At 66.5% G+C, this 23,464-nt stretch carries 24 protein-coding genes and 1 tRNA gene; 10 read left to right on the plus strand and 15 right to left on the minus strand.

The features are described from left to right. Positions 1 to 4: 4 nt before the first annotated feature. Positions 5 to 598, plus strand: coding sequence for a L,D-transpeptidase (locus E8L99_RS10245; RefSeq protein WP_137099436.1), 594 nt, complete (start codon positions 5 to 7; stop codon positions 596 to 598). A 253-nt stretch (positions 599 to 851) separates the two neighbouring features. Continuing rightward, a tRNA-Phe gene (locus tag E8L99_RS10250) sits at positions 852 to 927 on the plus strand. A 165-nt stretch (positions 928 to 1,092) separates the two neighbouring features. On the opposite strand, the gene E8L99_RS10255 is transcribed toward E8L99_RS10250, so the two are convergent. The 3 genes from E8L99_RS10255 to E8L99_RS23775 form a co-directional block, all read right to left on the minus strand. Further along, a complete protein-coding gene (locus tag E8L99_RS10255) occupies positions 1,093 to 2,124 on the minus strand; it encodes a sensor histidine kinase (protein WP_215907070.1) in 1,032 nt (343 codons plus the stop codon). Positions 2,125 to 2,626: 502 nt separating this feature from the next. Further along, positions 2,627 to 3,142: a PRC-barrel domain-containing protein gene (locus tag E8L99_RS10260; RefSeq protein WP_137099438.1), complete on the minus strand. Its 516-nt coding sequence runs from the start codon at positions 3,140 to 3,142 to the stop codon at positions 2,627 to 2,629. 197 nt (positions 3,143 to 3,339) lie between these two features. Beyond that, positions 3,340 to 3,519, minus strand: a complete 180-nt coding sequence (locus E8L99_RS23775; protein ID WP_168201634.1) for a hypothetical protein — start codon at positions 3,517 to 3,519, stop codon at positions 3,340 to 3,342. A gap of 279 nt (positions 3,520 to 3,798) precedes the next feature. Here E8L99_RS23775 and E8L99_RS23780 point away from each other — a divergent pair, with 279 nt between their 5' ends. Beyond that, entirely contained in the window at positions 3,799 to 4,536 is a 738-nt protein-coding gene (locus tag E8L99_RS23780; protein WP_168201635.1) for an outer membrane protein, read from the plus strand. Between the two features lie 114 nt (positions 4,537 to 4,650). On the opposite strand, the gene E8L99_RS10270 is transcribed toward E8L99_RS23780, so the two are convergent. The 5 genes from E8L99_RS10270 to E8L99_RS10290 form a co-directional block, all read right to left on the minus strand. Further along, positions 4,651 to 5,031 (minus strand): hypothetical protein, encoded by a 381-nt coding sequence (locus E8L99_RS10270; protein WP_137099440.1) that lies wholly within the window; start codon positions 5,029 to 5,031, stop codon positions 4,651 to 4,653. A gap of 101 nt (positions 5,032 to 5,132) precedes the next feature. Beyond that, on the minus strand, positions 5,133 to 5,423 hold the full coding sequence (locus E8L99_RS10275; protein ID WP_137099441.1) for a hypothetical protein: 291 nt from the start codon (positions 5,421 to 5,423) through the stop codon (positions 5,133 to 5,135). Positions 5,424 to 5,523: 100 nt separating this feature from the next. Next, entirely contained in the window at positions 5,524 to 5,829 is a 306-nt protein-coding gene (locus E8L99_RS10280) for a hypothetical protein (RefSeq protein WP_137099442.1), read from the minus strand. Positions 5,830 to 5,930: 101 nt separating this feature from the next. After that, a complete protein-coding gene (locus E8L99_RS10285; RefSeq protein ID WP_168201636.1) occupies positions 5,931 to 6,227 on the minus strand; it encodes a hypothetical protein in 297 nt (98 codons plus the stop codon). A 260-nt stretch (positions 6,228 to 6,487) separates the two neighbouring features. Continuing rightward, a complete protein-coding gene (locus tag E8L99_RS10290) occupies positions 6,488 to 6,979 on the minus strand; it encodes a hypothetical protein (protein ID WP_137099444.1) in 492 nt (163 codons plus the stop codon). Between the two features lie 125 nt (positions 6,980 to 7,104). Here E8L99_RS10290 and E8L99_RS10295 point away from each other — a divergent pair, with 125 nt between their 5' ends. Further along, positions 7,105 to 7,359 (plus strand): hypothetical protein, encoded by a 255-nt coding sequence (locus E8L99_RS10295; protein ID WP_137099445.1) that lies wholly within the window; start codon positions 7,105 to 7,107, stop codon positions 7,357 to 7,359. A 13-nt stretch (positions 7,360 to 7,372) separates the two neighbouring features. Here E8L99_RS10295 and E8L99_RS10300 read toward each other — a convergent pair whose 3' ends face one another. The 3 genes from E8L99_RS10300 to E8L99_RS10310 all read right to left on the minus strand — a co-directional run bounded on the left by E8L99_RS10300 (position 7,373) and on the right by E8L99_RS10310 (position 10,815). Beyond that, entirely contained in the window at positions 7,373 to 8,146 is a 774-nt protein-coding gene (locus E8L99_RS10300) for a CoA transferase (RefSeq protein WP_137099446.1), read from the minus strand. After that, the gene (locus E8L99_RS10305; protein ID WP_137099447.1) at positions 8,143 to 8,961 is read right to left on the minus strand and encodes a CoA transferase subunit A; all 819 of its coding nucleotides are present in this window, start codon (positions 8,959 to 8,961) and stop codon (positions 8,143 to 8,145) included. Before E8L99_RS10305 ends, E8L99_RS10300 begins: the two co-directional genes overlap by 4 nt. A 72-nt stretch (positions 8,962 to 9,033) precedes the next feature. Beyond that, entirely contained in the window at positions 9,034 to 10,815 is a 1,782-nt protein-coding gene (locus E8L99_RS10310) for a flavin-containing monooxygenase (RefSeq protein WP_137099448.1), read from the minus strand. 196 nt (positions 10,816 to 11,011) lie between these two features. On the opposite strand from E8L99_RS10310, the gene E8L99_RS10315 reads away from it, so the two are divergent. From E8L99_RS10315 to guaD, 3 genes are all read left to right on the plus strand, one after another. After that, positions 11,012 to 11,836, plus strand: a complete 825-nt coding sequence (locus E8L99_RS10315) for an FAD binding domain-containing protein (protein WP_137099449.1) — start codon at positions 11,012 to 11,014, stop codon at positions 11,834 to 11,836. After that, positions 11,833 to 14,466 carry a molybdopterin-dependent oxidoreductase gene (locus E8L99_RS10320; RefSeq protein ID WP_137099450.1) on the plus strand — a complete coding sequence of 878 codons (2,634 nt, stop codon included), beginning with the start codon at positions 11,833 to 11,835 and terminating at the stop codon, positions 14,464 to 14,466. Before E8L99_RS10315 ends, E8L99_RS10320 begins: the two co-directional genes overlap by 4 nt. A gap of 103 nt (positions 14,467 to 14,569) precedes the next feature. Continuing rightward, entirely contained in the window at positions 14,570 to 15,919 is a 1,350-nt protein-coding gene (guaD, locus tag E8L99_RS10325; RefSeq protein ID WP_252511328.1) for a guanine deaminase, read from the plus strand. 4 nt (positions 15,920 to 15,923) lie between these two features. Here guaD and E8L99_RS10330 read toward each other — a convergent pair whose 3' ends face one another. The 4 genes from E8L99_RS10330 to E8L99_RS10345 all read right to left on the minus strand — a co-directional run bounded on the left by E8L99_RS10330 (position 15,924) and on the right by E8L99_RS10345 (position 20,835). Further along, on the minus strand, positions 15,924 to 17,447 hold the full coding sequence (locus E8L99_RS10330) for a permease (protein ID WP_137099452.1): 1,524 nt from the start codon (positions 17,445 to 17,447) through the stop codon (positions 15,924 to 15,926). Then, the gene (locus E8L99_RS10335; RefSeq protein ID WP_252511329.1) at positions 17,444 to 18,238 is read right to left on the minus strand and encodes an ABC transporter ATP-binding protein; all 795 of its coding nucleotides are present in this window, start codon (positions 18,236 to 18,238) and stop codon (positions 17,444 to 17,446) included. Before E8L99_RS10335 ends, E8L99_RS10330 begins: the two co-directional genes overlap by 4 nt. Before the next feature lie 97 nt (positions 18,239 to 18,335). Further along, complete coding sequence (locus E8L99_RS10340) at positions 18,336 to 19,931, minus strand: gamma-glutamyltransferase family protein (RefSeq protein WP_137099454.1); 1,596 nt, start codon at positions 19,929 to 19,931, stop codon at positions 18,336 to 18,338. A gap of 118 nt (positions 19,932 to 20,049) precedes the next feature. Continuing rightward, positions 20,050 to 20,835 carry an IclR family transcriptional regulator gene (locus tag E8L99_RS10345; RefSeq protein ID WP_252511330.1) on the minus strand — a complete coding sequence of 262 codons (786 nt, stop codon included), beginning with the start codon at positions 20,833 to 20,835 and terminating at the stop codon, positions 20,050 to 20,052. 170 nt (positions 20,836 to 21,005) lie between these two features. On the opposite strand from E8L99_RS10345, the gene E8L99_RS10350 reads away from it, so the two are divergent. From E8L99_RS10350 to E8L99_RS10360, 3 genes are all read left to right on the plus strand, one after another. After that, positions 21,006 to 21,911, plus strand: coding sequence for a dihydrodipicolinate synthase family protein (locus E8L99_RS10350; protein ID WP_137099456.1), 906 nt, complete (start codon positions 21,006 to 21,008; stop codon positions 21,909 to 21,911). A gap of 96 nt (positions 21,912 to 22,007) precedes the next feature. Continuing rightward, positions 22,008 to 22,976 carry a Bug family tripartite tricarboxylate transporter substrate binding protein gene (locus tag E8L99_RS10355; protein ID WP_137099457.1) on the plus strand — a complete coding sequence of 323 codons (969 nt, stop codon included), beginning with the start codon at positions 22,008 to 22,010 and terminating at the stop codon, positions 22,974 to 22,976. Beyond that, a complete protein-coding gene (locus E8L99_RS10360; RefSeq protein WP_137099458.1) occupies positions 22,973 to 23,455 on the plus strand; it encodes a tripartite tricarboxylate transporter TctB family protein in 483 nt (160 codons plus the stop codon). Before E8L99_RS10355 ends, E8L99_RS10360 begins: the two co-directional genes overlap by 4 nt. Positions 23,456 to 23,464 lie beyond the last annotated feature (9 nt).

Genomic DNA, 23,464 nt, shown 5'->3' on the forward strand with positions numbered 1-23,464 from the left:
CCCCATGCGCCGCTTCGCCCTCGCCGCCGCCCTGTCCGTCGCCGCCCTTGCCGGCTCGCAGGCCCAGGCGAACACCAATGTCATGATCGACCCCGACACCCGCCAGCCGATGGTGAGCCTGCCGTTCATCACGGCGCCCGGCACCCAGCAGTCGCAGGCCATCCCGCGCGAGATCGTCGGTTTTGCCGGCGCCTATGCGCCGGGCACCGTGATCGTCAACACGGGCGAGCGCCGGCTCTACTACGTGCTCGGCAATGGCCAGGCGATCCGCTACGGCATCGGCGTCGGCCGTCCGGGCTTCGAATGGCAGGGCGGCCAGACCATCACCCGCAAGGCCGAGTGGCCGGATTGGCGCCCGCCGGTGCAGATGCTGCAGCGCCGCCCCGACCTGCCGCGCTTCATGGCTGGTGGCCCGCAGAACCCGCTCGGCGCCCGCGCCATGTATCTCGGCTCGTCGCTCTATCGCATCCACGGCTCCAACGAGCCGCACACGATCGGCCAGGCCGTGTCCTCCGGCTGCATCCGCATGCTGAACGACGATGTCGTCGATCTTTATAATCGCGTCCAGGTTGGAACCAGGGTCGTCGTTCTGCATTGATCTCTTGGAATAGCCGTGCATGCCCGCAGACCTCTGACTTCAAGCCCCGATGGTGCCTCATCGGGGCTTTTCTTTATGCGAGCCGAGCAGCGCCTTCCCTCGGCCGCGGAGCGCGGCGACGGGCCGTCGCGAACCGCCGACGCGCTATCCACTGACGGCTGGCGCGGGGAGGGTGGACAGGGCCGCTGGTTGCATCTATAAGCCCGCCTGCCTCGCAGCGCGGCCGTCCCCGGATGGCTCACGCGGTGCGGTCGCCCAGGTAGCTCAGTTGGTAGAGCATGCGACTGAAAATCGCAGTGTCGGCGGTTCGACTCCGTCCCTGGGCACCATTGGCCCCACACAAAATCTGATCAAGGACTGCAGGCGCAGTCGCCGTGCTCTGATGCGCAGCCGTTGGGGCATGACGCCTTCTTAGGTGAGCGATACGTGCGCCATCTCGCGTCACGTCAGCAGCCTGCGCGCATGGTCTCGCCGGTCGGGAAGAGGTGCGCCGCTCAGTCCGTGGCGACCAGCGCCGGGCGCGCACCATGGGCGATCGTGACCGTGGTGCCGTGCGGCACCGGCTCGAGGCTGACTGTCGCATCGAGCTGCTTGGCCAAGGCCTCGACAATGCTGGTGCCGAGGCCCGGCTTGTGCTCTCCGGTACCCATCGCCATGCCCACGCCGTCGTCACCGACCGACAGGACCCAGCCATCCGCCTCGGACTGGTAGCCGACCGTGATCGTGCCTTTTCGATGATGGGGAAAGGCATGTTTGAGCGCGTTGATCACCAGCTCGGTCACGATCAGCCCGAGGCTGATCGACACGTCGGGATCGACGGCACTTTCATCGATGTGGACGATCAGCTTCAGCTGGTTCTCGTCACGGATCATCGATGCGCCGAGCGACTTGCACAATTGGGTGAAATAGGGCCGCAGCAGCACGTCGCCCACCGCCGATGAGGCGAGTTGCTTCTGCACCGCCGCAACCGACATGACGCGGTTGTGCGCTGCCTTCAGTTCGGCACGCGTTTCCTCGGACTGCACGCGGCGCGCGCTCTGCATCAGCACGCTCGCGATGATCTGCAGGCTGTTCGCCACGCGATGCTGCACTTCCTGCAGGAGGATGGCCTTCTGCCGCAGAAGGTCATCCTTCTCGCGCATCAGTTCGTCGTTCAGGCGGGTTGCCGCGCGCGCCTCGGTCACGTCCAGCATGGTCAGCAAGAGTTTCGAGGCGCTGTTCGGCTCGTACTGGAGCTTGTGGGCATTGACCACCAAGCGTCGCACCCCCCGTATCGCGGTGATGAAATCAAGTTCGTAGGCTTCGATATCGATATCGCCGGAGAGGGTGGAGGTCAGCAGCGAGCGGAGCTGCGGGACATTCCATTCGCCGGACCCAAGCGCGAAGATGTCGCGGCCTTGCACGGTGCCGGGATCAATGTCGAAGGCGCGGCAGAACGAGGTGCTGGCGCCGATCACCCGCAGGTCGGCGTCGAGCATGAGCAGAGGGGCGTTCGACGACAGGATGATCGCGAGCGCCAGGTCCATGGCAACCTCCGGGGGCGGGGCAAGGGGCGAGGCCATTGTGGTCCTTTCTCCGGCGAAGGGTTGGGCGCGCAGATCGTGATCGTGTCAGTGCGGCAGCCGCTTCGAGGCAGCTCGTGGGGGGCGGTTCCAATCGTTCAGATCGTGTGCTCGCGACCATTGTCGCCACACCTTCTGTAAATTGGATTGTCTTGCTTATGATAATGGCATGGTTTTCCGCTTCAATTGTGTCGGGATTGATCGGTATTTTCCGAATTTGCCTTGGATCAAGCCCGGAAAAGTCAGCTCGGCTTCGAATGAAGACAGCGGTCATGCTTTCGGATTGTCGCACCGGAGCAGGAATATCTCGAAAAAGGTGGAGTTCTGGTCGCAGATAGGCCCGTCACTCCTCACGGAATGACGGGCCTACGATGCGGACCGGACCAACCCATCAAACGGGCGGGGGCAAGCTGGTGGATGTGAGCCCGGTCACGACGGCCACCCGGCAGGGCAGCCGCGCACCGCGTCAGGTGCGATCGACGAAGTTCGGTGCGGACTGGAGCTGGTCCTTGGTCCTCTGGACAATGCCGAACAGCTTGCCCTTGCTGTCGCGCATCCAGCGGATCTCGGTCCATGCGACGGCAACCGACTTCTCGCCGATCCCGAGGAACCCGCCGACGCCCAGCACCACATGACTGATGCGGCCATCGGTCGACATGACGAAATTCGTGACGTCGCCGATATTGTCGTGGCTGTCGCGCATCGCCTGGAAATCCGCGTCCGACATCAGGGCAGGCGCCGCAGGCGCCGGTGTCACCGCGCTGGCGTTGACCGGCCGCGGCATCGGGGTGCCCCCGGCCGACATCACACTCTTCGGAGAATAGATCGCCACCCCAAGAATGCTGCTGGAGGTGACATCCGTCAGGCCAAGCGTGGTGCTGGCCCGTGCAGCAGCGGTCGGCGCGGCGGGTGTCGCCGTCTGCGCGAAGGCGCCGCCGACCAGCGACAGCGTGAGAGCGGTGGTGATGAAAAGTCGGTTCACAATATGCCTCCTCGGCAATGCGCTGAAGGGCTGTTCACCCCCCGCGATGTCACAACGGGGCGATGGCAATAAGGTTCCGCCGCGATGCACAATGAAGAACGGGACGTCGCAGCTCTCGATGCCAAACGCGTCCTTTGCGCCGCGATCCCGGTGGTCCAGCGCCCGGTCTGCCTAGACCGCAAACGGGACGGCCAATGTCAGCTCGGCTGGCGCTGCCCCAGCACGGCCGCCAGCAGGAGGTCGTCCCGCCGCTTGTCGAGGTCGCGCAACAGGCGAATGCACTCTTCCATCAAGGCGGTATCAGCCGTGTCGCGGGCCATTGCGAAGGCGCGCTCCACGATAGAACGGGCGTAGGCGAGGTCATCCATCATCGGCATGGGACCGTTCTAGCGCCGACCGGTATAGGCTCGATTAATGGCGTGATCGGGCCGGCGCGTGTCGCGCATCCGGGTGCCTTCTCAGCGCAACCGGGCCACCACTCAGGTGCGGGCGTCCTCGTGCAAGCTCACGTAAGGGTAGCGGCCTCGCTGATCGGACCAGGCGGGGTGGTCTTGGCGCCGCCAGCACCTGGCGAAAATGTCTGTGTGTTGCCCGAGGATCACGCATCCTGGGACCGCTGTTTGCTAGATAGCGGCATGCATACCGGAGGACATACAATGAATCGCCTGCTTCTCGCCGCAACCTCGGCCCTGGCCCTTTCGACCGGCTTCGCTCAGGCTGCCGATCTCGGTTCGCGGCGTGCGCCGGTTGCCAGCGCCGTGGTCATGCCTGCGTTCAGCTGGACCGGCTTCTACATCGGCGGCCAGATCGGTGGCGCGTGGATGAACAACAGCACGCGCGAGTTCGTGACTGCCACGGGCGTGGCAACCGGCTTCCAGCAGGCCTTCCGCGCCAACGGGCTGATCGGCGGCATTCACGGCGGCTACAACTACCAGATCAACAATTTCGTCCTCGGCCTGGAGGCCGATCTCGAGGCTGCCGGCGTGAGCGGCGGCTACAGGCTTGCCAACGGCAATGGCACGCGGTTCCGCGACAACTGGCAGGGATCGGTCCGGGCGCGCGCTGGTGTCGCGGTTGATCGGGCGCTCTTCTACGTCACGGGTGGTGTGGCCTTCGCCCAGATGCGGCATAGTTATTTCACCGCGGCGGTCACGGAGAGCTTCTCGCAGACCCGCGCTGGTTGGACACTTGGCGCAGGCGTCGAATATGCGCTGGCGGCCAATTGGACTGCTCGTCTCGAATATCGCTACTCCGACTTCGGCCGCGCGAACTATGTCAACGCCGTGGCATTCCCTGGCTTCACCTATCGCCAGAATCCCAATGAGCACGCCGTTCGTGTCGGCGTCAGCTACCTCTTCTCGACGGGGCCCTCGGCTGTCGTCGCCCGCTACTGATAGCAGCCAATTCAATCTGCAAGAGGCCGCCTTCGGGCGGCCTTTTTTGTTGAGGCGACCGCGGGAGGGAACGCTGCTGTTTGACCTGACGCCAGATGCGCTTGGGAGACGCGGTCAGCCGCCGCAGTGGAATGGCAGGAATGTGCTGGCAGCGCCGGCATTCATCGCCAGGATCACCATGACATTGGCGATGGCGAGTTCCTCCGGCGATCGTGGGCAGGCCATGCCCCTGGCCTGACAGCCGGAATCGAGGAAGGCCTGATGATCAGCCAGAAATGGCGCGCTCAAGCCCTGCCTGCCGCGGCTTGCCAACGTGTGGGTCCAGGCCGACCGGTAATTGGCGCATTTGGTCTCCGACCATGTCGGGCGGCCCGTGGCCTGGGCGAGGGCAGGCGCACCCGCGCAAGCTGGAACGGTCAGAACGGCGAGGACGGTGGCGCGAAGCAGGTGGGCAATCATCGAAAAGCCAGGCTGGAACACCGGCGCAGACATCACGACCGGCGATGCGCGTCAATCAGGCGCCCAGACGACAAAGCCGGAGGCAGGATGCCTCCGGCTCGTCATGGGTGATGGGGTGTAGAGGGACCAGTGCCCCATCAGCAGCGGCGCGGCACGAGCACGTTCATGCTCGGCGTGATCGGCTGGCCGAAGCCCGGTCCGCCGAGCTTCAGAACATCTCCGCTGCACGAGGTGCGGCGGATAAGATCGTAGACGACGAGAAAGCTCGCAATGCCGACGATCGAGCCCGTGCCCCACAGGCCCGCGGCATTCGAGGCGACCGGCACCGGCACCATGTCGGCACGGCTCTCCCGGGGCGACAGCGCAACAAGCGAGACGGCAACAAGCGCGGCCGCAGCGAGGCGCGTCAGACTATTGAATTTGCACATCAGGAATCCTCCAAGGTCGAACGGTTGATTGCGGGGCCATGTCCCGCAAGCTCCAGGATCGGCCCGCATCCCGGGTGGATCGGGCCGCTTGGGTGACGGATCAGCGGGCCGGGCAGCGGCGCGGAACGAGCACGTTCATGCTCGGATTGATCGGCTGGCCGAACCCCGGTCCGCCGAGCTTCAGGACATCACCGCTGCACGAGGTGCGGCGGATAAGGTCGTAGACGACGAGAAAGCTGGCAATGCCGACGATCGAGCCCGTGCCCCACAGGCCCGCAGCATTCGAGGCGAGCGGCACCGGCACCGGCACCATGTTGGCTCGGCTCTCCCGGGGCGCCAGCGCAACAAGCGAGACGGCAACAAGCGCGGCGGCAGAGAGGCGCGTCAGACTATTGAACTTGCACATCAGGAATCCTCCAAAGGTCGAACGGTTGATTGTGGGGCTATGTCCCGCAAGCTCCAGGATCGGCCCGCATCCCGGGTGGATCTGGCCGCTTGGGTGACGGATCAGCGGGCCGGGCAGCGGCGCGGCACAAGCACGTTCATGCTCGGATTGATCGGCTGGCCGAAGCCCGGGCCGCCGAGCTTCAGGACATCACCGCTGCACGAGGTGCGGCGGATAAGGTCGTAGACGACGAGAAAGCTGGCGACGCCGATGATCGAGCCGGTGCCCCACAGGCCAGCGGAATTGGAAGCAACTGGAGCGACGGCCATGGGATAAGCAAAGCTCGTGCGGCTCGGAAGCACAACAAGAGATCCAGCAACGGCGGCGGTCGCGGCGAGATATGTCAGTTTTCTGGTCATGTGCATGACAGTCCCTCTGAGATTAGACAGGCCCTTCAAGGCCCATGTGATGTAGTCAGGCTAGATCAGGAAGGGCAGCTTTCACATGATCCATCTCAAAAAAATTCCGCCGAATATTGCGATGTATGAGATGACGATTTGCGCGGGCAGCAGGGGCATCTCGCCGAAGGCGGCGCAATGTCGATGCCCAAACGACAAAGCCGGAGGCAGGCGGCCTCCGGCTCGTCATCTGTGGGCCGTGTGGATGGATCAGCGCCCCATCAGCAGCGGCGCGGCACCAGAACGTTCTGGCCGGGCGTGATCGGCTGGCCGAAGCCCGGGCCGCCGAGCTTCAGGAAGTCGCCGCTGCAGCTGGTACGGCGGATGATGTCGTAGATCACCAGGAAGCTTGCAATGCCGACGGTGGAACCGGCGCCCCACACGCCCGCGACGCTCTTGCCGGCGACAGGCAGCGGTGCCGGGAGGGCCTGACTGGCCGAGGAGGACAGCGACAGCAGGGAGGTGGCGAGCAGGGCTGCGGCGGAGACTGCCTTGAGGCTCTTGGTGATGCGCATGAGAAGTCCTTTGGACCGAGAGTGAGTGCGGGTCATCGCGGGCCAGCCGACAAGCGACAGGATAGCCACGATCTTCAGCTTCGAATCATGGAGCTGATCGAATTCAACATTGTCAGGCCGCTGAATGTGGTCAAGCAAACGATGTTCGCTTCGTAAAATGAATCCTAAATTGTAGGCGATGATGACTTGGAGTTGCATTTTGATGCTTTGCCCCGTTGCGGTGTCTGCTCCGGCCCTTGCTATCCTCGCCCCGATCCGCCACCGCTGGCTGAGGTCCGATGCATCCGGTGATTCTGCCGGCTGCCGTCGGGCAGGAGAGTCCCATGGCGCTTCGTACCGAGTTCATCGTCATCCCGATCGTCGTCGGCAAGCGCGGCAAGCTGACGGTCGGCACCCGCGAGATGCAGAAGAGCGAGGCCGCCGCCATCCGCATGGTCGAGCGCCTGTCGCTGACCAAGGCTGGCGCGATCGCCATTGCCCAGGATGTCGATTCCGAGACCGAGTTCTTCGGCGAGCCGCGGCTCATCCTGCAGATGGGTCAGATCCCCGAGGGCTTCATCGAGGCCATGGCCGCCTGAGGCCTGCGCCTCGTCAGGCCATGGCCGGCTGGTCCAGCGCCGCGATTTCGGCCGAGAGCTGGCGGGCAAATTCTGGATAGGTCTCCGAGAGTTCGGTCAGCACGCGCCCGCGCAGCAGGGCAAGCGTCGCGGCATCCGGGTCGGCCGTGAAGGCCGGCTGGGCATCGTGGTCGAAGCCAAAACCGGTAGCCGCCTTGATCTCGTCGAGCGTATGGCCGGGATGGACGCTCTCCAGCCGGAAGCGCTTGGCCTTCCGGTCGAACGAGAACCGCCCGAGGCTGGTGAGCAGCGCATAGGGCCCGCCGGGCCGGTGCACGCCCTCCGGACTGGTGCCGGGCGCCGAGATGAAATCGACCTTGTCGACGAACACCCGCGGCGTGTGCTCCTCGCGGAACAGGATCACCCGCGGCACGACGAAATAGAGATAGCTCGAGCCGAACGAGCCCGGCCAGCGCACCTTGGTCTGCGGATAGTCGCCGCCGGTGCCGACGAGGTTGATGTTCGCCTCGCCGTCGATCTGCCCGCCGCCGAGGAAGAACGCGTCGATCCGGCCCTGGCCCGCGCAGTCGAACAGCTCGGCCGAGCCGTTGGTGAAGAAGTTGTGCTCGCGCGACCCGAGGATCGAGATGCGGACGCGTGCGGCACCCTCGCGCTCGGCCAGCGCCCGGCGCAGCATGGCGCCGGCAGCGGGAATGGGCGACGAGGCGCCGACCGCGACATGGCGGACGCCTTCGAGCAGGCGGGCGACGGTGACGATCAGCCTTTCGCGGGGCAGGAGAACGCTCACGACACCGCCTCCAGGACCCTAGCGCCTGCAAGATAGTCGCGGAAGCCTTCCTCGCTGCGGGCGGCGCGCGCGTAGCGCGTCACCTCGGCCATGTCGGCGCCGTACTCGCCCCAGAGCCCGATCGGCGCCGCGCCGCGGGGCGCCAGCGCCACTGCCTCGACATAGAGGCCGGGCAGCACGCCCGCCGCCATGGTCTCGTCAGCGAGCAGGCTCTCGTCCACGATGCGCTCTACCGTCACCAGCGTCAGTTTCGAGGCATAGGCCATGCTGGCAAGCTCCCGCCTGCGGCCGATCCAGACATTGCCGTCGCGGTCGGCCATCGGGCAGTGGAAGATCGCGACATCGGGGTGGATTGCCGGGATAGCGACGATCGGGTCCGGCGTGTCGGAGAACGGATTGTCGATCACCTTCCAGTCGGGCCGGTTGGCGAGCACGTCGGTGCCGATCAGGCCGCGCAAGGTCGCGAACGGCACGCCCTTCTGCGCGGCCAGGAATCCCGCATGGACGGCAGGGCAGGTCGCATCCATCACCCGGATCGTACCCTGCGCAATGGCCCGGTTGAAACAGGGCGCGCCACCGGCTTCGCCCAGCGTGATGGCACTGGTCTCCATCGTCTGGACCAGGCCGGCGCCAATCAGCATGTCCGGCTGCATGCCGCCGGTCGGCAGGCAGACGACGTGCAGATCGCGTAGGCCGCGCGCGATCAGCGGCCGGGTCATCGCCATGGAGACGCCGGCATAATCGACCGGCAGCGCCAGCTTGGCACCCGACGGCACCATGGCGGCGAGATCATCAAGGCTCGGCAGTCTCGGCATGGCGGGACCTCGGGGAAGGGGGACAGGCTGCGGGCGGTCATCATGCGCGCCGGGCGCGTTCGCACAATCCGGCTATCGGGGGACGGGGGCCTGATAGACCGGGGTCGGCAGGCCCTCCATCCGCGCCTTCAATTGCAGCGCCAGATAGCTCGAATAGTGCCGGGATTGCTGCAGGTTGCCGCCATGCAGCCAGAGGCCCGGCTGGCCCGTCGGCTTCCACATGGCGCGGAGTTCGCCAGCCCAGGGGCCGGGATCCCTGGTCGTGCCGGAGCCGAGGCCCCAGATCGGCCCGACCTTGTCGGCGGCGTCCTTCGAGACGAGCTTCTCCACCCACTGGCTCATCGGCCCGTAGCCGGTCGCATAGACGATGAGATCGGCGGCAAGCAGCGAGCCATCGTCCAGCCGAACGCCATCGGCCTCGATCGCCGTCACCGCCACGCCGCTCTTCAGCTTCACCGAGCCATTGGCGATCAGTTCGGAGGCGCCGACATCGATGTAATAGCCTGAGCCCCGGCGCAGATATTTCAGACCCAGACCCGTGCCGTCCTCGCCGAAATCCAGCATGAAGCCGCGCGCCCGCAGGCGATCGTAGAGATCGGCATCGCGCTTCTGGATCAGCTCGTAGACCGGCTTCTGCACCTTGGGCAGCATGCCATAGGGCATCGAGGCCATCAGGATGTCGGCCTTGTCGGTGGTGATCCCGGCGGCGAGCGCTTGCTCCGAGAACAGCCGTCCCCAGGTGAATTCCATCAGCGTCTCGGACTTCACCACCAGGGTGGACGAGCGCTGCACCATGGTGACATCGGCGCCGTTCTCCCAGAGATCGGCCGCGATATCATGGGCGGAATTGTTCGAGCCGATGACCACGCAGCTTTTGCCGGCATAGCCCTCGCCGCCGCGATGCCCGCTCGAATGGTGCTGCTCGCCCTTGAAATCCGCCATGCCCGGAAAGTCCGGCAACTGCGGAAAGCCCGACATGCCCGTGGCGATCACCACCTGCTTGGGCTTGAGAACGATCACCTCGCCGCCGCGCCGGACCTCCACGGTCCATTCCGCTTTGGCCTCGTCATAGGTCGCCGACAGCGCCTCGGTGGCACCCCAGTAATTCAGCTCCATGACCTTGGCATAGGCTTCCAGCCAGTCGCCGATCTGGTCCTTCGGGATGAACACCGGCCAATGGTCGGGGAAGGGCAGATAGGGCAGGTGGTTGTACCAGACGGGGTCGTGGAGGCAGAGCGACTTGTAGCGGCTGCGCCAGGTGTCGCCGGGCTTGTCGCGCTTGTCGATGATCAGCGTTGGCACGCCGAGCCGCTTCAGCCGCGCACCAAGGCCAATGCCGCCCTGGCCGCCGCCAATGATCAGGCAATAGGGCTGGACGCTGTGGCCGAGGCTCGCCTCTTCCTGCTGCCGCCGCTCCAGCCAGCTCTTGCGGCCTTGTCTCACGCCGTGCTCGACGCCGCGATCCCGTGTCGGGCCGCGCTTCTCCTCGAAGCCCTTCAGCGATTGCAATGTGGTGAGCAGCGTCAGCGCCCGGCCATCCTGGATGCGGACATGGCCGCGCCCGGCACCCTGCGCGGTCTCGAAGCGGATCAGGCCCTCAGCCGTGCCATTCGCGCCACGCGTCGCGCCATCCTCCGACACCCAGTTGCTCGCGCCGACATCGGCGGCCCGTTCGCTGAGCATGGCGGCAATTGCTGGCCGGCCCTCCAGCGTATGGATCGTCCAGGTGAAGGCGAGGAGATCGCGCCAATAGCCGTCGTCTGCGAACAGCGCGGCGGCGGCATCGCCGCCCTCAGCCAGCGCAGCCTCGAAACGCGCCAGCCACGCGTCGATCTCGGCCTTCGGATCCTGCATCGTTTCGTTCCCTGCAATCATCGGCCCGGTTCGAGCCGGCGCCTTTGTGGGCAATCGGACAGGCTTCGCGCCTCAAGGTCCAGCATCCTTCACGCATGGCAGGCGGGCATCGGCCAGCGGCAAGGCGCACCATGGCGCACGCTTCTTGCTTCGCCTAGGCTTGTGCTTCGCACTTCGCAGTCATGGTGATGCTGGAATGGATTTGAATACGGTCTCCGAGATCCTGAGACCCCGCCAGATCGACGCGACGACCGGCTGGCGGCCGGGCGATGCCTGGCTCGCCGGCGGCACGTGGCTGTTCTCCGAGCCGCAGCCGGAGGTGACCCGGCTGATCGATCTGACCGATCTCGGCTGGCCGGCCCTCACCATCACCGAGCGTGGCCTCGAGATCGCCGCCACTTGCACCATCGCCGAGCTCGACGCCTTCCAGGCCCCCGCCGACTGGTCTGCCGCGCCGCTGATCGGCCAGTGCTGCCGCTCCTTCCTCGCCTCGTTCAAGATCTGGAATGTTGCGACCGTCGGCGGCAATCTCTGCCTCGGCCTGCCGGCCGGCCCGATGATCTCGCTTGGCCTCGCACTCGACGGCATCTGCACGATGCTCGGGCCGGATGGCGCGACCCGCGAGATGGCGGTGACCGATTTCGTCGGCGGGCCGCTGGTCAACGCATTGCGACAAGGCGAGTGCCTGCGCAGCCTGACGCTGCCGATGGCAGCCCTCCGTCGCCGCTTCGCCTTCCGCCGGCAATCGCTGACGCCGCTCGGCCGCTCCGGCGTGCTGCTCATCGGCACGGTCGACGAGAGCGGCGCCTTCGCGCTGGCGGTGACGGCGTCGGTCCGCCGGCCGCTATCGCTCGCCTTTCCATCTCTCCCGACCGCCGCCGGGCTGGCCGACCGCATCGCCGCCGAGATCCCGGATGACCTCTATTACGACGATGTCCACGGCGCGCCGGCCTGGCGCCGCCACCTGACAGGTGTTTTCGCCGAGGAGATCCGCGCCGAGCTTTCAGGCGAGGCCGCATGAAGCTCCGCGTCAACGGCACGTCCCAGGAGGCCCAGCCGAAACCCGGCCAGTGCCTGCGCACATTGTTGCGCGAGCTCGGCTGGTTCGGCGTCAAGAAGGGCTGCGATGCCGGCGATTGCGGCGCCTGCACCGTCCATGTCGACGGCGCTCCGGTCCATTCCTGCCTCTATCCGGCAAGCCGCGCCGAGGGCCGGGCCATCACCACGATCGAGGGGCTGGCCGATGGCGACCATCTCCATCCGGTGCAGCAGGCCTTCATCGACGCTCAAGGCTACCAGTGTGGCTTCTGCACGGCCGGCATGGTGATGACGGCGGCTTGCCTCGGTAACCGTCATGCCGGTGACCTGCCGGCGGCGCTCAAGGGCAATCTCTGCCGCTGCACCGGCTATCGCGCCATCGAGGACGCGGTGACCGGCTGCCGCCATGTCGAGGAGGCGGAGCATGGTCGCGCGGTTGGTCGCAACCTCGCAGCCCCTGCAAGCCGTGGCCTCGTCACCGGCACCGAGCGCTTCACCATGGATGTGGTGGTGGCAGGCCTCACCCATCTGAAGATCCTGCGCTCGCCCCATGCCCATGCGCGCATTCGCGCCATCAATGCCACCGCGGCGCTGGCCCTGCCGGGTGTCGTCGCCGTTCTCACCCACAAGGATGCCCCGGACAGGCTGTTCTCCACCGGCCGCCACCAGATCGTCACCGACGATGTCGACGACACCCGCGTGCTCGACGATGTCGTGCGCTTCGTCGGCCAGCGGGTCGCGGCGGTGGTGGCGGAGACGGAGGCGATCGCCGAGGCCGCCTGCCGGCTGATCGCCGTCGACTACGAGATATTGGCCGCCGTCTTCGACCCCGAAGAGGCCATGCGCCCCGGTGCGCCGGTGATCCATGCCAAGGGTCCCGAGACCCGCATCCGCGATGCCAGTCGCAATCTCGTGGCGGAGGTCCATGGCCATGTCGGGGACATCGACCAGGGCTTCGCCGAGGCGGATGTGATCCATGAGGGCACCTATCGCTCGCAGCGGGTCCAGCACGCCCATCTCGAGACCCACGGCGCGATCGGCTGGCTCGACGCCGATGGCCGCCTGACCATCCGCACCTCCAGCCAGACGCCGTTCCTCACCCGCGATGCCATCGCGACCCTGTTCGACCGTCCCCGCGACAGCGTGCACGTCGTCTGTGGCCGGGTCGGCGGCGGCTTCGGCGGCAAGCAGGAAATGCTCACCGAGGATCTGGTGGCGCTGGCCGTGCTCAAGACCGGCCGTCCGGTGAAGCTGGAATTCACCCGCTCGGAACAGTTTGTCGGGGCAACGACCCGCCACCCCATGACGGTGCGTGTGAAGCTCGGTGCGCGCCGTGATGGCACGCTGACGGCCATCGAAATGCATGTCGTCTCGAACACCGGCGCCTATGGCAATCACGGCGGCGGCGTGCTGTTCCACGGCACCAATGAGAGCGTTGCGCTCTACCGCGCCCCGAACAAGAAGATCGACGGTTTCGCGGTCTATACCAACAGCGTGCCGGCCGGCGCCTTCCGCGGCTATGGCCTGAGTCAGACCAATTTCGCGGTTGAATCCGCCATGGACGAGCTCGCCCGTAGCCTCGGCATCGATCCCTTCGCGCTGCGCCGGATCAATATGGTCAGGCCCGGCGATCCCATGGTCTCGACCGGCACCGGCCTGCACGATGTCGAATATGGCAGCTACGGCCTCGACCAGTGCCTCGATCTGGTGGAGCAGGCTTTCGCCCGCCAGCCAGCCGCATCGCTCGGGCGCGACTGGCTTGTCGGACGCGGCATGGCGGCGGCCATGATCGACACCATCCCGCCGCGTGGGCATCTGGCCGAGAGCCGGATCACTTGGCTTGCCGACGGGACCTATGAGCTCAGCGTCGGCATCGCCGAATTCGGCAATGGCTCGACCACCGTCCATCTGCAGATCGTCGCTGACGTGTTGGGGACGACACCCGACCGCATCCGCTTGAAGCAGGCCGATACCGACCATGTCGGCCACGATACCGGCGCCTATGGCTCCACCGGCACGGTGGTGGCGGGCCAGGCGACCGAGCGCGCGGCGCGGGCGTTGAAGGCAATGATCGATGCGGGAGCGACCGCGCCCCTGACGGCGAGCGGCGAGGCCGGCGGCACGCCGCGCTCGGTCGCCTTCAACGTCCAGGGCTTCGAGGTGGCGGTGCACCGCCAGACCGGCGAGGTCCGCATCATCCGCAGCATTCACGCCGCCGATGCCGGCACCGTCATCAATCCCATGCAGTGCCGCGGCCAGATCGAGGGCGGCGTCGCCCAGGCGATCGGCGCGGCGCTTTATGAGGAGGTTCTGGTGGACGCGGACGGGGCGGTCGAGAATCCGACCTTCCGCGGCTACCACATCCCGGCCTTTGCCGATGTGCCGCGCACCGAGGTCATCTTCGCCGCGACCCATGACAGCATCGGCCCGATGGGCGCGAAATCGATGAGCGAGAGCCCCTACAATCCGGTGGCAGCCGCGCTCGCCAACGCGATCCGCGATGCGACCGGCGTGCGCTTCGCCGCCACGCCGTTTGCGGCGGACCGCATCTTTGCCGCAGTCCTGGCTGAGAATGGCGGAGCAGTGTCGGGCGACGCCAAGGGTGTCGGATGAGGGTGCGGGGCGGCGCCGTCGTGGCAGGCGGAGACCGGTCTCCTGCGCCGGAGCCTGTTTGCTCCGGCAATCGGCACATGCTCTCCGGCTGGAGGCCTCTCGCGTGACACGACCGATCCAGGCTTTGCGGGGCGATGCGGTGACGTTCCGAGCCGATCCGTTCGATAGGCCCTCGGCGGAATGCCTTGTTTATCAGGAGGATGCGCTTGTCATCATCGAGGATGGGCGCATCACCTCGTTCGGCGGCCATGCCGAGACGCGGCATCTGCTGCCGGAGGGTCTGGAACCCGTCCACTACACCGATTGCCTCATCTCCGCTGGTTTCGTCGACGCCCATGTCCATTATCCGCAGATGCAGGTGATCGGCTCCTATGGCGCCGAACTGCTCGACTGGCTCACCACCTACACCTTTGTGGAAGAACAGAAATTCGCCGATCCCGCCCATGCCGCCATGGTCGCCGGCCGCTTCCTGCGCGAGCTCCTGCGGGCCGGCACGACCACCGCCATGGTCTATTGCACGGTGCATCCCCAGTCGGTGGACGCTTTTTTTGCCGAGTCGTCGCTCTGGAACACCAGAATGATAGCCGGCAAAGTGTTGATGGACCGCAACGCCCCTGCCGCGCTGCTGGACACCGCCCAGCGTGGCTATGACGAGAGCCTCGACCTCATCGACCGCTGGCATGGCAAGGGACGCCAGCACTATGCCGTCACCCCGCGCTTCGCCCCGACCAGCACCGAGGCCCAGCTCGATGCGGCCGGCGCGCTGCTGACAACCCGCGACGACCTGTTCCTGCAGACCCATCTCTGTGAGAATCTCAAGGAAATCGAGTGGGTTAGGGAGCTGTTTCCGGCGCGATCCAGCTATCTCGACGTCTATGCCCATTCAGGCCTCGTCGGCCGCCGTTCGGTCTTCGGCCATGCCGTCCACATGCACGAAGGCGACTTCTGCATCTGCCACCAGGCGGGCGCCGCGCTCGCCCATTGCCCGACATCCAACCTGTTCCTCGGCAGCGGCCTGTTCCCCCTGTTCGAGGCGGTCGACCCGACCCGGCCCGTCCGGGTCGGGCTTGGCACCGATGTCGGCGGCGGTACCAGCCTGTCGCAGCTCCAGACGCTGAACGAAGCCTACAAGGTGGCCGCCCTCAAGGGGCGAAAGTTGGACGCCATCCAGGCCTTCTACCTGGCAACGCTCGGCGGCGCCCGCGCCCTCTATCTCGATGATCGGATTGGCAGAATCGCCGCGGGCTTCGATGCCGATCTCTGCGTGCTCGATCTGAAGGCGACGCCGCTGATCGACTTCCGTCGGCAGGTCTGCCGCGACATCACCGACCTGCTCTTCGTGCTGATGACGCTCGGCGATGACCGGGCCGTGCGCGCCACCTGGGTTGCCGGCGAATGCGTCTACGATCGCGAACGGCCAGAGCCGTTCCGCTATCCCGCCGCGAGCGCCTGAGCGCTCAGCCGCGTGACGGCGCCAGCGCCCGCGCGATGCCGAGCACGATCAGCGCGATGCCGGCGGGGATGACCGCAAGCACATGCCCCGAGGCCGCCAGCGCCGCTGCCGCCGCCCAGGCGATCGACGAGAAGGCTTCCGAGAAGGTCGCGACCCTGGACGCCGTCTGGCGCCTGCGGAAGGCGCTGCGCCGCGCCGTGGTGCGGAAGAACAGTTGGATGGCGGTCGCAGCCCCCGCCGAGGCCAGCACGCCGACGGCGCCCATCACCGCGGCGAAGGGCGAGAGCAGGGCGGTTGCCGCCAGCAGGGGCGCCATCGGCATGGCGACCGCGATCAGCACGGCCTCGATCTTGGCGCGCATGACGGTGCGGGGGGCGATCGGCGCGGTCGCGATCAGATCGGGCGCATCCTCGCCGGATATGGCCAGCCAGGCGAGCCCGCCGGCGAGCTGTCCCGCGGCCATCACCAGCACAGGCACGATCAGCGGCGCCGGGTCGGTGCCTTCGCCGAAACCCTGCCACAGAAGCAGGGCTGGTGGGATGAGGTAGAGCACCTGCATCAGCGTCTGTGACATGAGCCAGGGGTCGCGCGCGAGCAGGGTCAGTTCCTTGGCGCGCAAAGCCCCCACTGCGCTAAGTGCCTGGAAACGTGCGAGTTTGGTCTGGGTCTGGCTGGATCTGGCCGTTTGCCCCGCCGTCATGATGACGTGACCGGCCAATTGCCGGGACGCCCAGGCGATGGCGGCTGCCAGCAGCAGCGCCGCGCCCGCCAGCAGGGCGACAAGCGGCTCGATACTGCCCGTCGAGGCGCGCGCCGGCCACCAGGCGAGGCTGTCCAGTGCAGGCGCCATCGCAAGGGCTGCGTCGGTGCGCAGGACGGCGAACCGCTCCAGCCCCTGATGGCCCATGATGGCGGCAACCTGCAGGCCGATGACGATCGCACCGCCGACAATGGCCGCGATCACCTGGGCTGCCAGCCGCGTCCTGCGGGCGCCGATCAGCCGGAAGAGCACCAGCGTGCCGGTGATTGCCAACCCCGCCGCCGAGCATCCCATGGCGATCAGCATGCCGTAGCCGGCAAGCCAGCGCAGGCCGCCACCGAAGGCCAGCATGTTGACGAAGGGACCGATCAGCACCAGCGCCATCAGCGTGCTGCCCGCGGCGATGCCGAGGAGACGCAGTACGAAGACGCTGCGCGCCGAAGACGGCGAGGAGAGGATCAGCTCGATGTCGCCGCGCGCATAGAGCACCCGGGTCACCGATTCCATCGCCTGGCTGAGCATCAGCATCCAGCTCATGGCGATGCCGGCGGTCAGAAGAAGCAGGCTTTCGCGGTCGGGATCGGGCCCCATGGCAAGCAGCGGCCGAACCGTCAGGCCGGCGATCAGGTGGAGACCGGCAAGCGCGAAGGCGGCGATCACCAGCGTGCGGACAAGGCCATGCCGCTTGCCGTTCAGCCACCACAGCCATTCGCGCCAGGCAAGCCGGGCCTCGTGACGGGCAAACCAGGGGAGGGTGGCGGTCGTCACGCGGCCATGCCCGGCCGGACGGCGGGTTGGGGCTTGTCGGCAACGAGATCGAGGAACACCTCTTCCAGCGAGCTGCCCTGCCGGCCGGCCTGCTGCGCGAGTTGGCCGAGCGTGCCTTCGGCCACCAGCCGGCCATGGGCAATGACACCGATCCGGTCGGCCATGCGTTCGGCGACTTCGAGGATGTGGGTGGTGAGGATGACGGTCGCCCCGGCGCGCACGCGGGCGATCAGCACATCCTTGACCAGGCGGGCGGACGCCGCATCGAGGCCGGTCAGCGGTTCGTCCAGGATGATCAGGCGCGGTTCGTGGACCAGCGCGCCGGCCAGCGCCACCTTCTGGCGCATGCCCTTGGAGAAGCCCTCGCAGCGCTCATTGCAATGGGGCCCGAGCCCGATCAGATCGATCAGGTCGTGGGCCTGGCGCTCCGCGGCGCGGGGCTCGATGCCCCAGAGGCCCGCGACGAAGGCGAGATACTCCAGCGGCGTCAGCTTGTCGTAGATCATCGGCTCGTCGGCGACCCAGGCCATCGCCTGCTTGGCGGCGATCGGGTCACGCAGTGCATCGATGCCGAAGACCGAGATCGTGCCGGCATCGGGCCGCATCAGGCCGGCCACCATCCTGAGCGTCGTTGTCTTGCCCGCGCCGTTCGGCCCGAGCAGGGCGTAGAACTCGCCAGACCGGACGGTCAGGTTGAGCCCGTCGACGGCGGGACGGTCGAAGGCCTTGGCAAGGCCGGTCAGGACCAGGGCATCGGTCAAGGCGGATGCTGCTGCGGTGTCTTGGGACAAGCGAATGAGTTCCTGTCGAAGGCGAAGCGCCGATCAGACAGGGTCCGCATTGAGATGGGGTAAAGCCGGATGGTGAATCCGGCCAATAGGGCGCTTGTCAGGGCGTGGCGACATAGCCATCGCGGCGCGGATCGGCGGCGCCGACAAAGGCGCCGGATGGCGCGATGGCAACCGCCTGCATGCCACCGACCTTCATCGTCCAGCCCTCCTGGAAGGCGTGGATGTCGTGGCCGCGCTCCCGCAGGGCCGCGATGACCTGCGGGTCGATCCGGTTCTCCACCTCGATGAAGCGACCGTCCCACAGCCGCGCGCGCGGCGCTTCGATCGCGTCCTGCAGCGCGAGGCCGAAGTCGACATGATGCACCATGGCCTGAGCCTGAGTCTGCAGGATGCCGTAGCTGCCCGGCGTACCCAGCGCCAGCACCGGCTTGCCGTCGCGGGTCGAGATGGTCGGCGCCATGCACATGGGCAGGAGGTCGCCGGGCTTGGTGCGGTTCGGGCTACCCGGCTGGACGTCGGCCCAGTAGAGGAAGTTGTTGAGGCAGATCCCGGTTCCCGGAACCACCACGCCGCTGCCGAACGGGCTGCCGAGGCTCTGCGTGACGCAGATGAGGTTGCCTTGGCTGTCGGCAATCGAGAGAGAGGTCGTGTGGGCAGGGTCCTCGCCATCGGTCGGCGTCCACTGCTCGGTCGGCCCGGTGATCGGCTTTCCATCGGCGACGCGGGCGCGCAGCGTCTCGATATGGCCATCCGACAAGAGCTCGGCGAGCTTCTCCGGCGACGGATTGTTGGAGGCGATGCGTACGCCGGCCGCAAGCCTGATGGCCCTGTAGACAAGATCGAGATGCTCGACACCGTTGTGCGGCAGCTTGCCGAGGTCGAACCCTTCCAGGATGCGCAGCGTCAGCAGCATCTGGAAGCCTTCGCAGGCCGGTGGCGGCATGTTGATCGTCAGGCCGCGATAGCTCGCTGACAACGGCTCGCGCCAGACCGGTTTGGCGCCGATGAGGTCGGCCATGGTCATGGTGCCGCCGAGGCTCTGCAGATGGGCGATCACCTTCTCGCCGAGTGCGCCGCCATAGAGGTGGCCTGCGCCATGGGCGGCGATCTCGGTCAGCGTGCGGGCGAGATCCGGCTGGCGCAGGATGGCGCCGACCGATGCCGTCGTGAAGCTCGACAGGTAGTTGGGGACGAAGCTCGGCGCGAGGTCCGGGATCGCCGCCACCAGATGGGCCTGCTCGTTGAACTCATGGACGCCAAACTCGGCAAGTGGGAACCCGTCGGCAGCCAGCGCAATGGCGCCCGCGAAGACATCCTTCAGCGGCTTGGCGCCATAGGTCTCCACCAGCGTGCACCAGCCCGCGAGATTGCCGGGCGTGCCGACGGCAAGCGCGCCGCGCTCGAGGTCGGAGCGCTGCGTGAACCGGTCCGCGGGGAAGCTCGCGGGAACGCGCGGTACGAAATCGAGAATGCGGATGCGCTTCTCGGCCGCCACCCACATCGTCGCAAGCCCCTGGCCGCCCAGCCCCGACATGAACGGCTCGACGACGTTGAGCGCCGCTGCCGTCGCCGCAGCCGCGTCGAACGCGTTACCGCCTGACGCCAGAACCTGGGCGCCAGCCTGTGCGGCGAGCGGATGCGCCGCCGTCACCATGCCATGGAGCGAGGAGATCGTCGGGCGTTTGCCATGCATGGGTGAGGTTCCAGGTCCGAGGAGGGGCGATCAGGCCGTCAGACTACGTCAACCGCATCAGACTGCCAGCCGTCAGGCGTTCCGGTCTGCCATGCCCTATGAGCGTCCGTGCTGGCGATCAGGCCTCGGCGACCGGGGTCCAGCCGAGCGCCTTGGAAATGGTGGTGGCGGTCTCGATGACGAGATCGCCGAGGATCGGGATGCGCTGCTCGGGCACCCTATCGCGCAGGCCTGACACGCTGATCGAGGCGAAGACCGAACCGCCGGCATCGCGGATCGGGGCGCCGACGCATTGCCGGTTGGCCTGATGCTCGCTGCGGTCGATCGAATAGCCGCGGCGACGTGTCTCGGCGAGATCCACCCGCAACAGGTCCGGGTCGGTGATGGTGGTTGGCGTGTAGCGTCTGAGACCTGCCGCGATCACCCGGTCGATCGTGTCGTCGCCCCGATAGGCAAGGATCGCCTTGCCGACGCTGGTGCAGTAGCTGGGCGCGCCCTCGATCGTCATGACCAGAGAGCTCGGGCCGGATTCCAGTTCCTTTCGGTCGACGAACACGGCGTGCAGACCGTCGAAGATGCACAGGTGCACGGACTCTCCGGAGATCTTGGCCAGCCGGTCAACGTGGGGCTGCGCCTCGCGGTGGAGGTCGAGATTGGCCAGGAACAGGCTGCCCATCTCGAACAGCCTGAGGCCCAGCCGGTAGCGGTCGCGCCCGCGCGCCTGCTCGATGAAGCCGATCTCCTTCATCGATGACAGGAGGCGATGGGTTGTGGCCTTGGGAAAGCCGGTGCGCTCATGGACCTCGTTCAGGCTGAGCGTGCGCGCGTCCGGCCCGAAACATTGCAGGATGCGCGACATCTTATGCAGCGACTGCACCAGATCCTTGCCATTCGCTGCCGTCACCGGGACCTCGTGCATCCTGTTCCGGCCCCGGTCCGGGGCGCCATGCCGTCAACACATACGTCGATTGAGCAGCGATGCAAAACGGAAAAAGGGGGTTGACGAAGACGCAATGTGGGGGTTGTGTTCCGGTATATGGAATTGGATCACAAGAATCCAGCTGAGGAACCCCCATGTCTTCGAAACTCTACGGTGTCATTCCGCCCATGACCACGCCCTTCCGGGCCGATGGTGACATGGTTCTGGATGCAGTGAAGGCGCAGGTCGATTTCCTGATCGGCGCCGGCTCCCACGGCCTCGCCGCCGGTGGCTCGACGGGCGAAGGCCATGCCCTCGACCACGAGGAATATCGCGACCTCATGCAGGCGACCGTCGATGCGACGGCCGGCCGCGTGCCGGTGATCGCCGGCATCATCGTGGACTCGACCCGTGACGCCATCCGGCGCGGCAAGGCGGTGCGCGACCTCGGCGTGGCTGCACTGCAGGTGACGCCGGTCCACTATCTGTTCAAGCCGGACGACGACGCGATGGTGAAGCACTTCCGCACCATGGCCGATGAGACCGGCATGCCGATCATCATCTACAACGTCGTGCCCTGGAGCTACCTGTCACCGGCGCTCCTGGTGCGCATCATGACGGAAGTGCCGCTTGTCATCGGCGTCAAGCAGAGCGCGGGCGACCTCAAGCTGTTCGCCGACCTGATGATCACCGCGCCGAAGGACAAGCTGATCTTCTCCGCCGTCGATGCCTTGATGTACTCGTCCTACACGCTGGGTGCCGCCGGCTCGATCGCCGCCATCCTGTCGGCCGCGCCGAAGGCCTCGGTCGATCTGTGGAACGCGGTTCAGGCGGGCGACCACGCGACTGCCCACGACCTCCACAAGAAGCTCCTTGTGCTGTGGAACGCCATGTTCGCCGACAATCTGCCGGCCTGCACCAAGTTTGCGCAGACGCTGCAGGGTGTTCCGGCCATGCTGCCGCGCCAGCCCATGCCGGTCGCCTCTGCCGCCCAACAGGCGGCCGTCACCAAGGCACTGGCCGGTCTCGGCATCGCTCAGGCCATGAAGGGCGCCGCCTGAGCTGCCCCATGAAGATCCTCGCCCGGCGGGTCACCTGCCGGGCCGCATGCCCATAAAAAACGACATCTGGGAAGAAACGATCGAGGGAGAGGGCACATGATGCTCAACCGACGGACTTTTGCCGCCGCTGCGGCAATGATCGGCACCGGAATGGGAGGCGCGCGCGCGCAGAGCTTCCCGCAACGCGACATCACGATGGTCGTGCCATGGGCGGCAGGTGGTGGCACCGACACACTGGCGCGCACGCTGGTGAAGAACGCCAAGCAGCACATCGGCGTCGGCGTGAACGTGGTCAATCGTACCGGCGGTACGGGCGCCGTCGGCATGCAGTCTGTCGCCTCAGCACGTCCTGATGGCTACACGATCGGCCTCGTGACGTTCCATCTCAGTGTCTACAAGCTCATGGGCCTGAGCCAGCTCACCTATCGCGAGTTCCAGCCGATAGCGCTCTTGAATCGCACGCCCGCAGCGTTCTCCGTGAAAGCGGATTCGCCGTTCAAGACCCTCAAGGACCTGGTCGATTACGCCAAGGCCAATCCGGGCGTGGTGACGGTCGCCAACAGCGGTGCCGGCGCCAACACCCACCTCTCGGCGGTGACGCTGGCCAAGAACACCGGCATCAAGTTGAGTTTCGTGCCCTTCGACGGTGGCGCGCCGGCTCGCACCGCCATGGTCGGCGGCCACGTCTCGTCCCTGGTCTCCGGGCCGGACGAGGTGCTGCAATATGTGAAAACCGGCCAGGTGCGCCTTCTCGCCATGGTCGGCGAGCAGCGCCATCCGAGCTTCCCGGATGTACCGACCGTCGCCGAGGCCGGCTTCCCGATGCAGAACATCATCTATGATTGGCGTGGCATCGCAGCACCGAAGAACATGCCTGCCGATGTCCAGAAAATGCTGAGCGACGGCTTCGCCAAGATGGCGAATGATCCGGATTTCATCACCCTCATGGACCAGGCTGCGCTGCAGCGCGTCTACATGAACGGGCCGGATTTCGGCAATTTCCTCGGTGGCATGGAGACGGCGCTCGAGCCGGCGCTGGCCGAAGTCGGCCTGCTCAAGCGATGAGCGACACTCCCGTCATCGCCAAGCGGCGCATGACTGTTGCCGATCTGGTTGCCGCGGGCGTCTCGCTCGCGGCGGCAGTTTGGGCCATTGTCGAGTCGGGCCGGTGGCCCGCGCCGGAATTTGTCGGCGGGCCGGCTGTGGTGCCCCGCATCATCGCGGCGATCCTGTTCGTCGCAGCCGGTGCCTTGGTCTGGTACGCGCTGCGGGGACAGTCCGAGGTCATCGAAGAACCGCTCGACATCCCGAAGAAGCAGCGGATCGGCACGATGGTGCTGGTGACCGCGACCTATGCCGCCGCACTGGAGCCCGTGGGCTTCCTGCCCTCGACGATCGCCTATCTCGCGATTTTCGCCGTGGTCCTGGGACTCAGGCGCTGGGTTCTCATAGCGGCCTATGCAGTTCTGTTGCCGTCGGCGATCTACGTCATCTTCGGCAAGCTCCTGAAGGTGCCGCTGCCGCCCACCCACTGGCCGTTCTGACCCCCGAAG

Source organism: Phreatobacter aquaticus (genome assembly GCF_005160265.1).
Classification (GTDB): domain Bacteria; phylum Pseudomonadota; class Alphaproteobacteria; order Rhizobiales; family Phreatobacteraceae; genus Phreatobacter; species Phreatobacter aquaticus.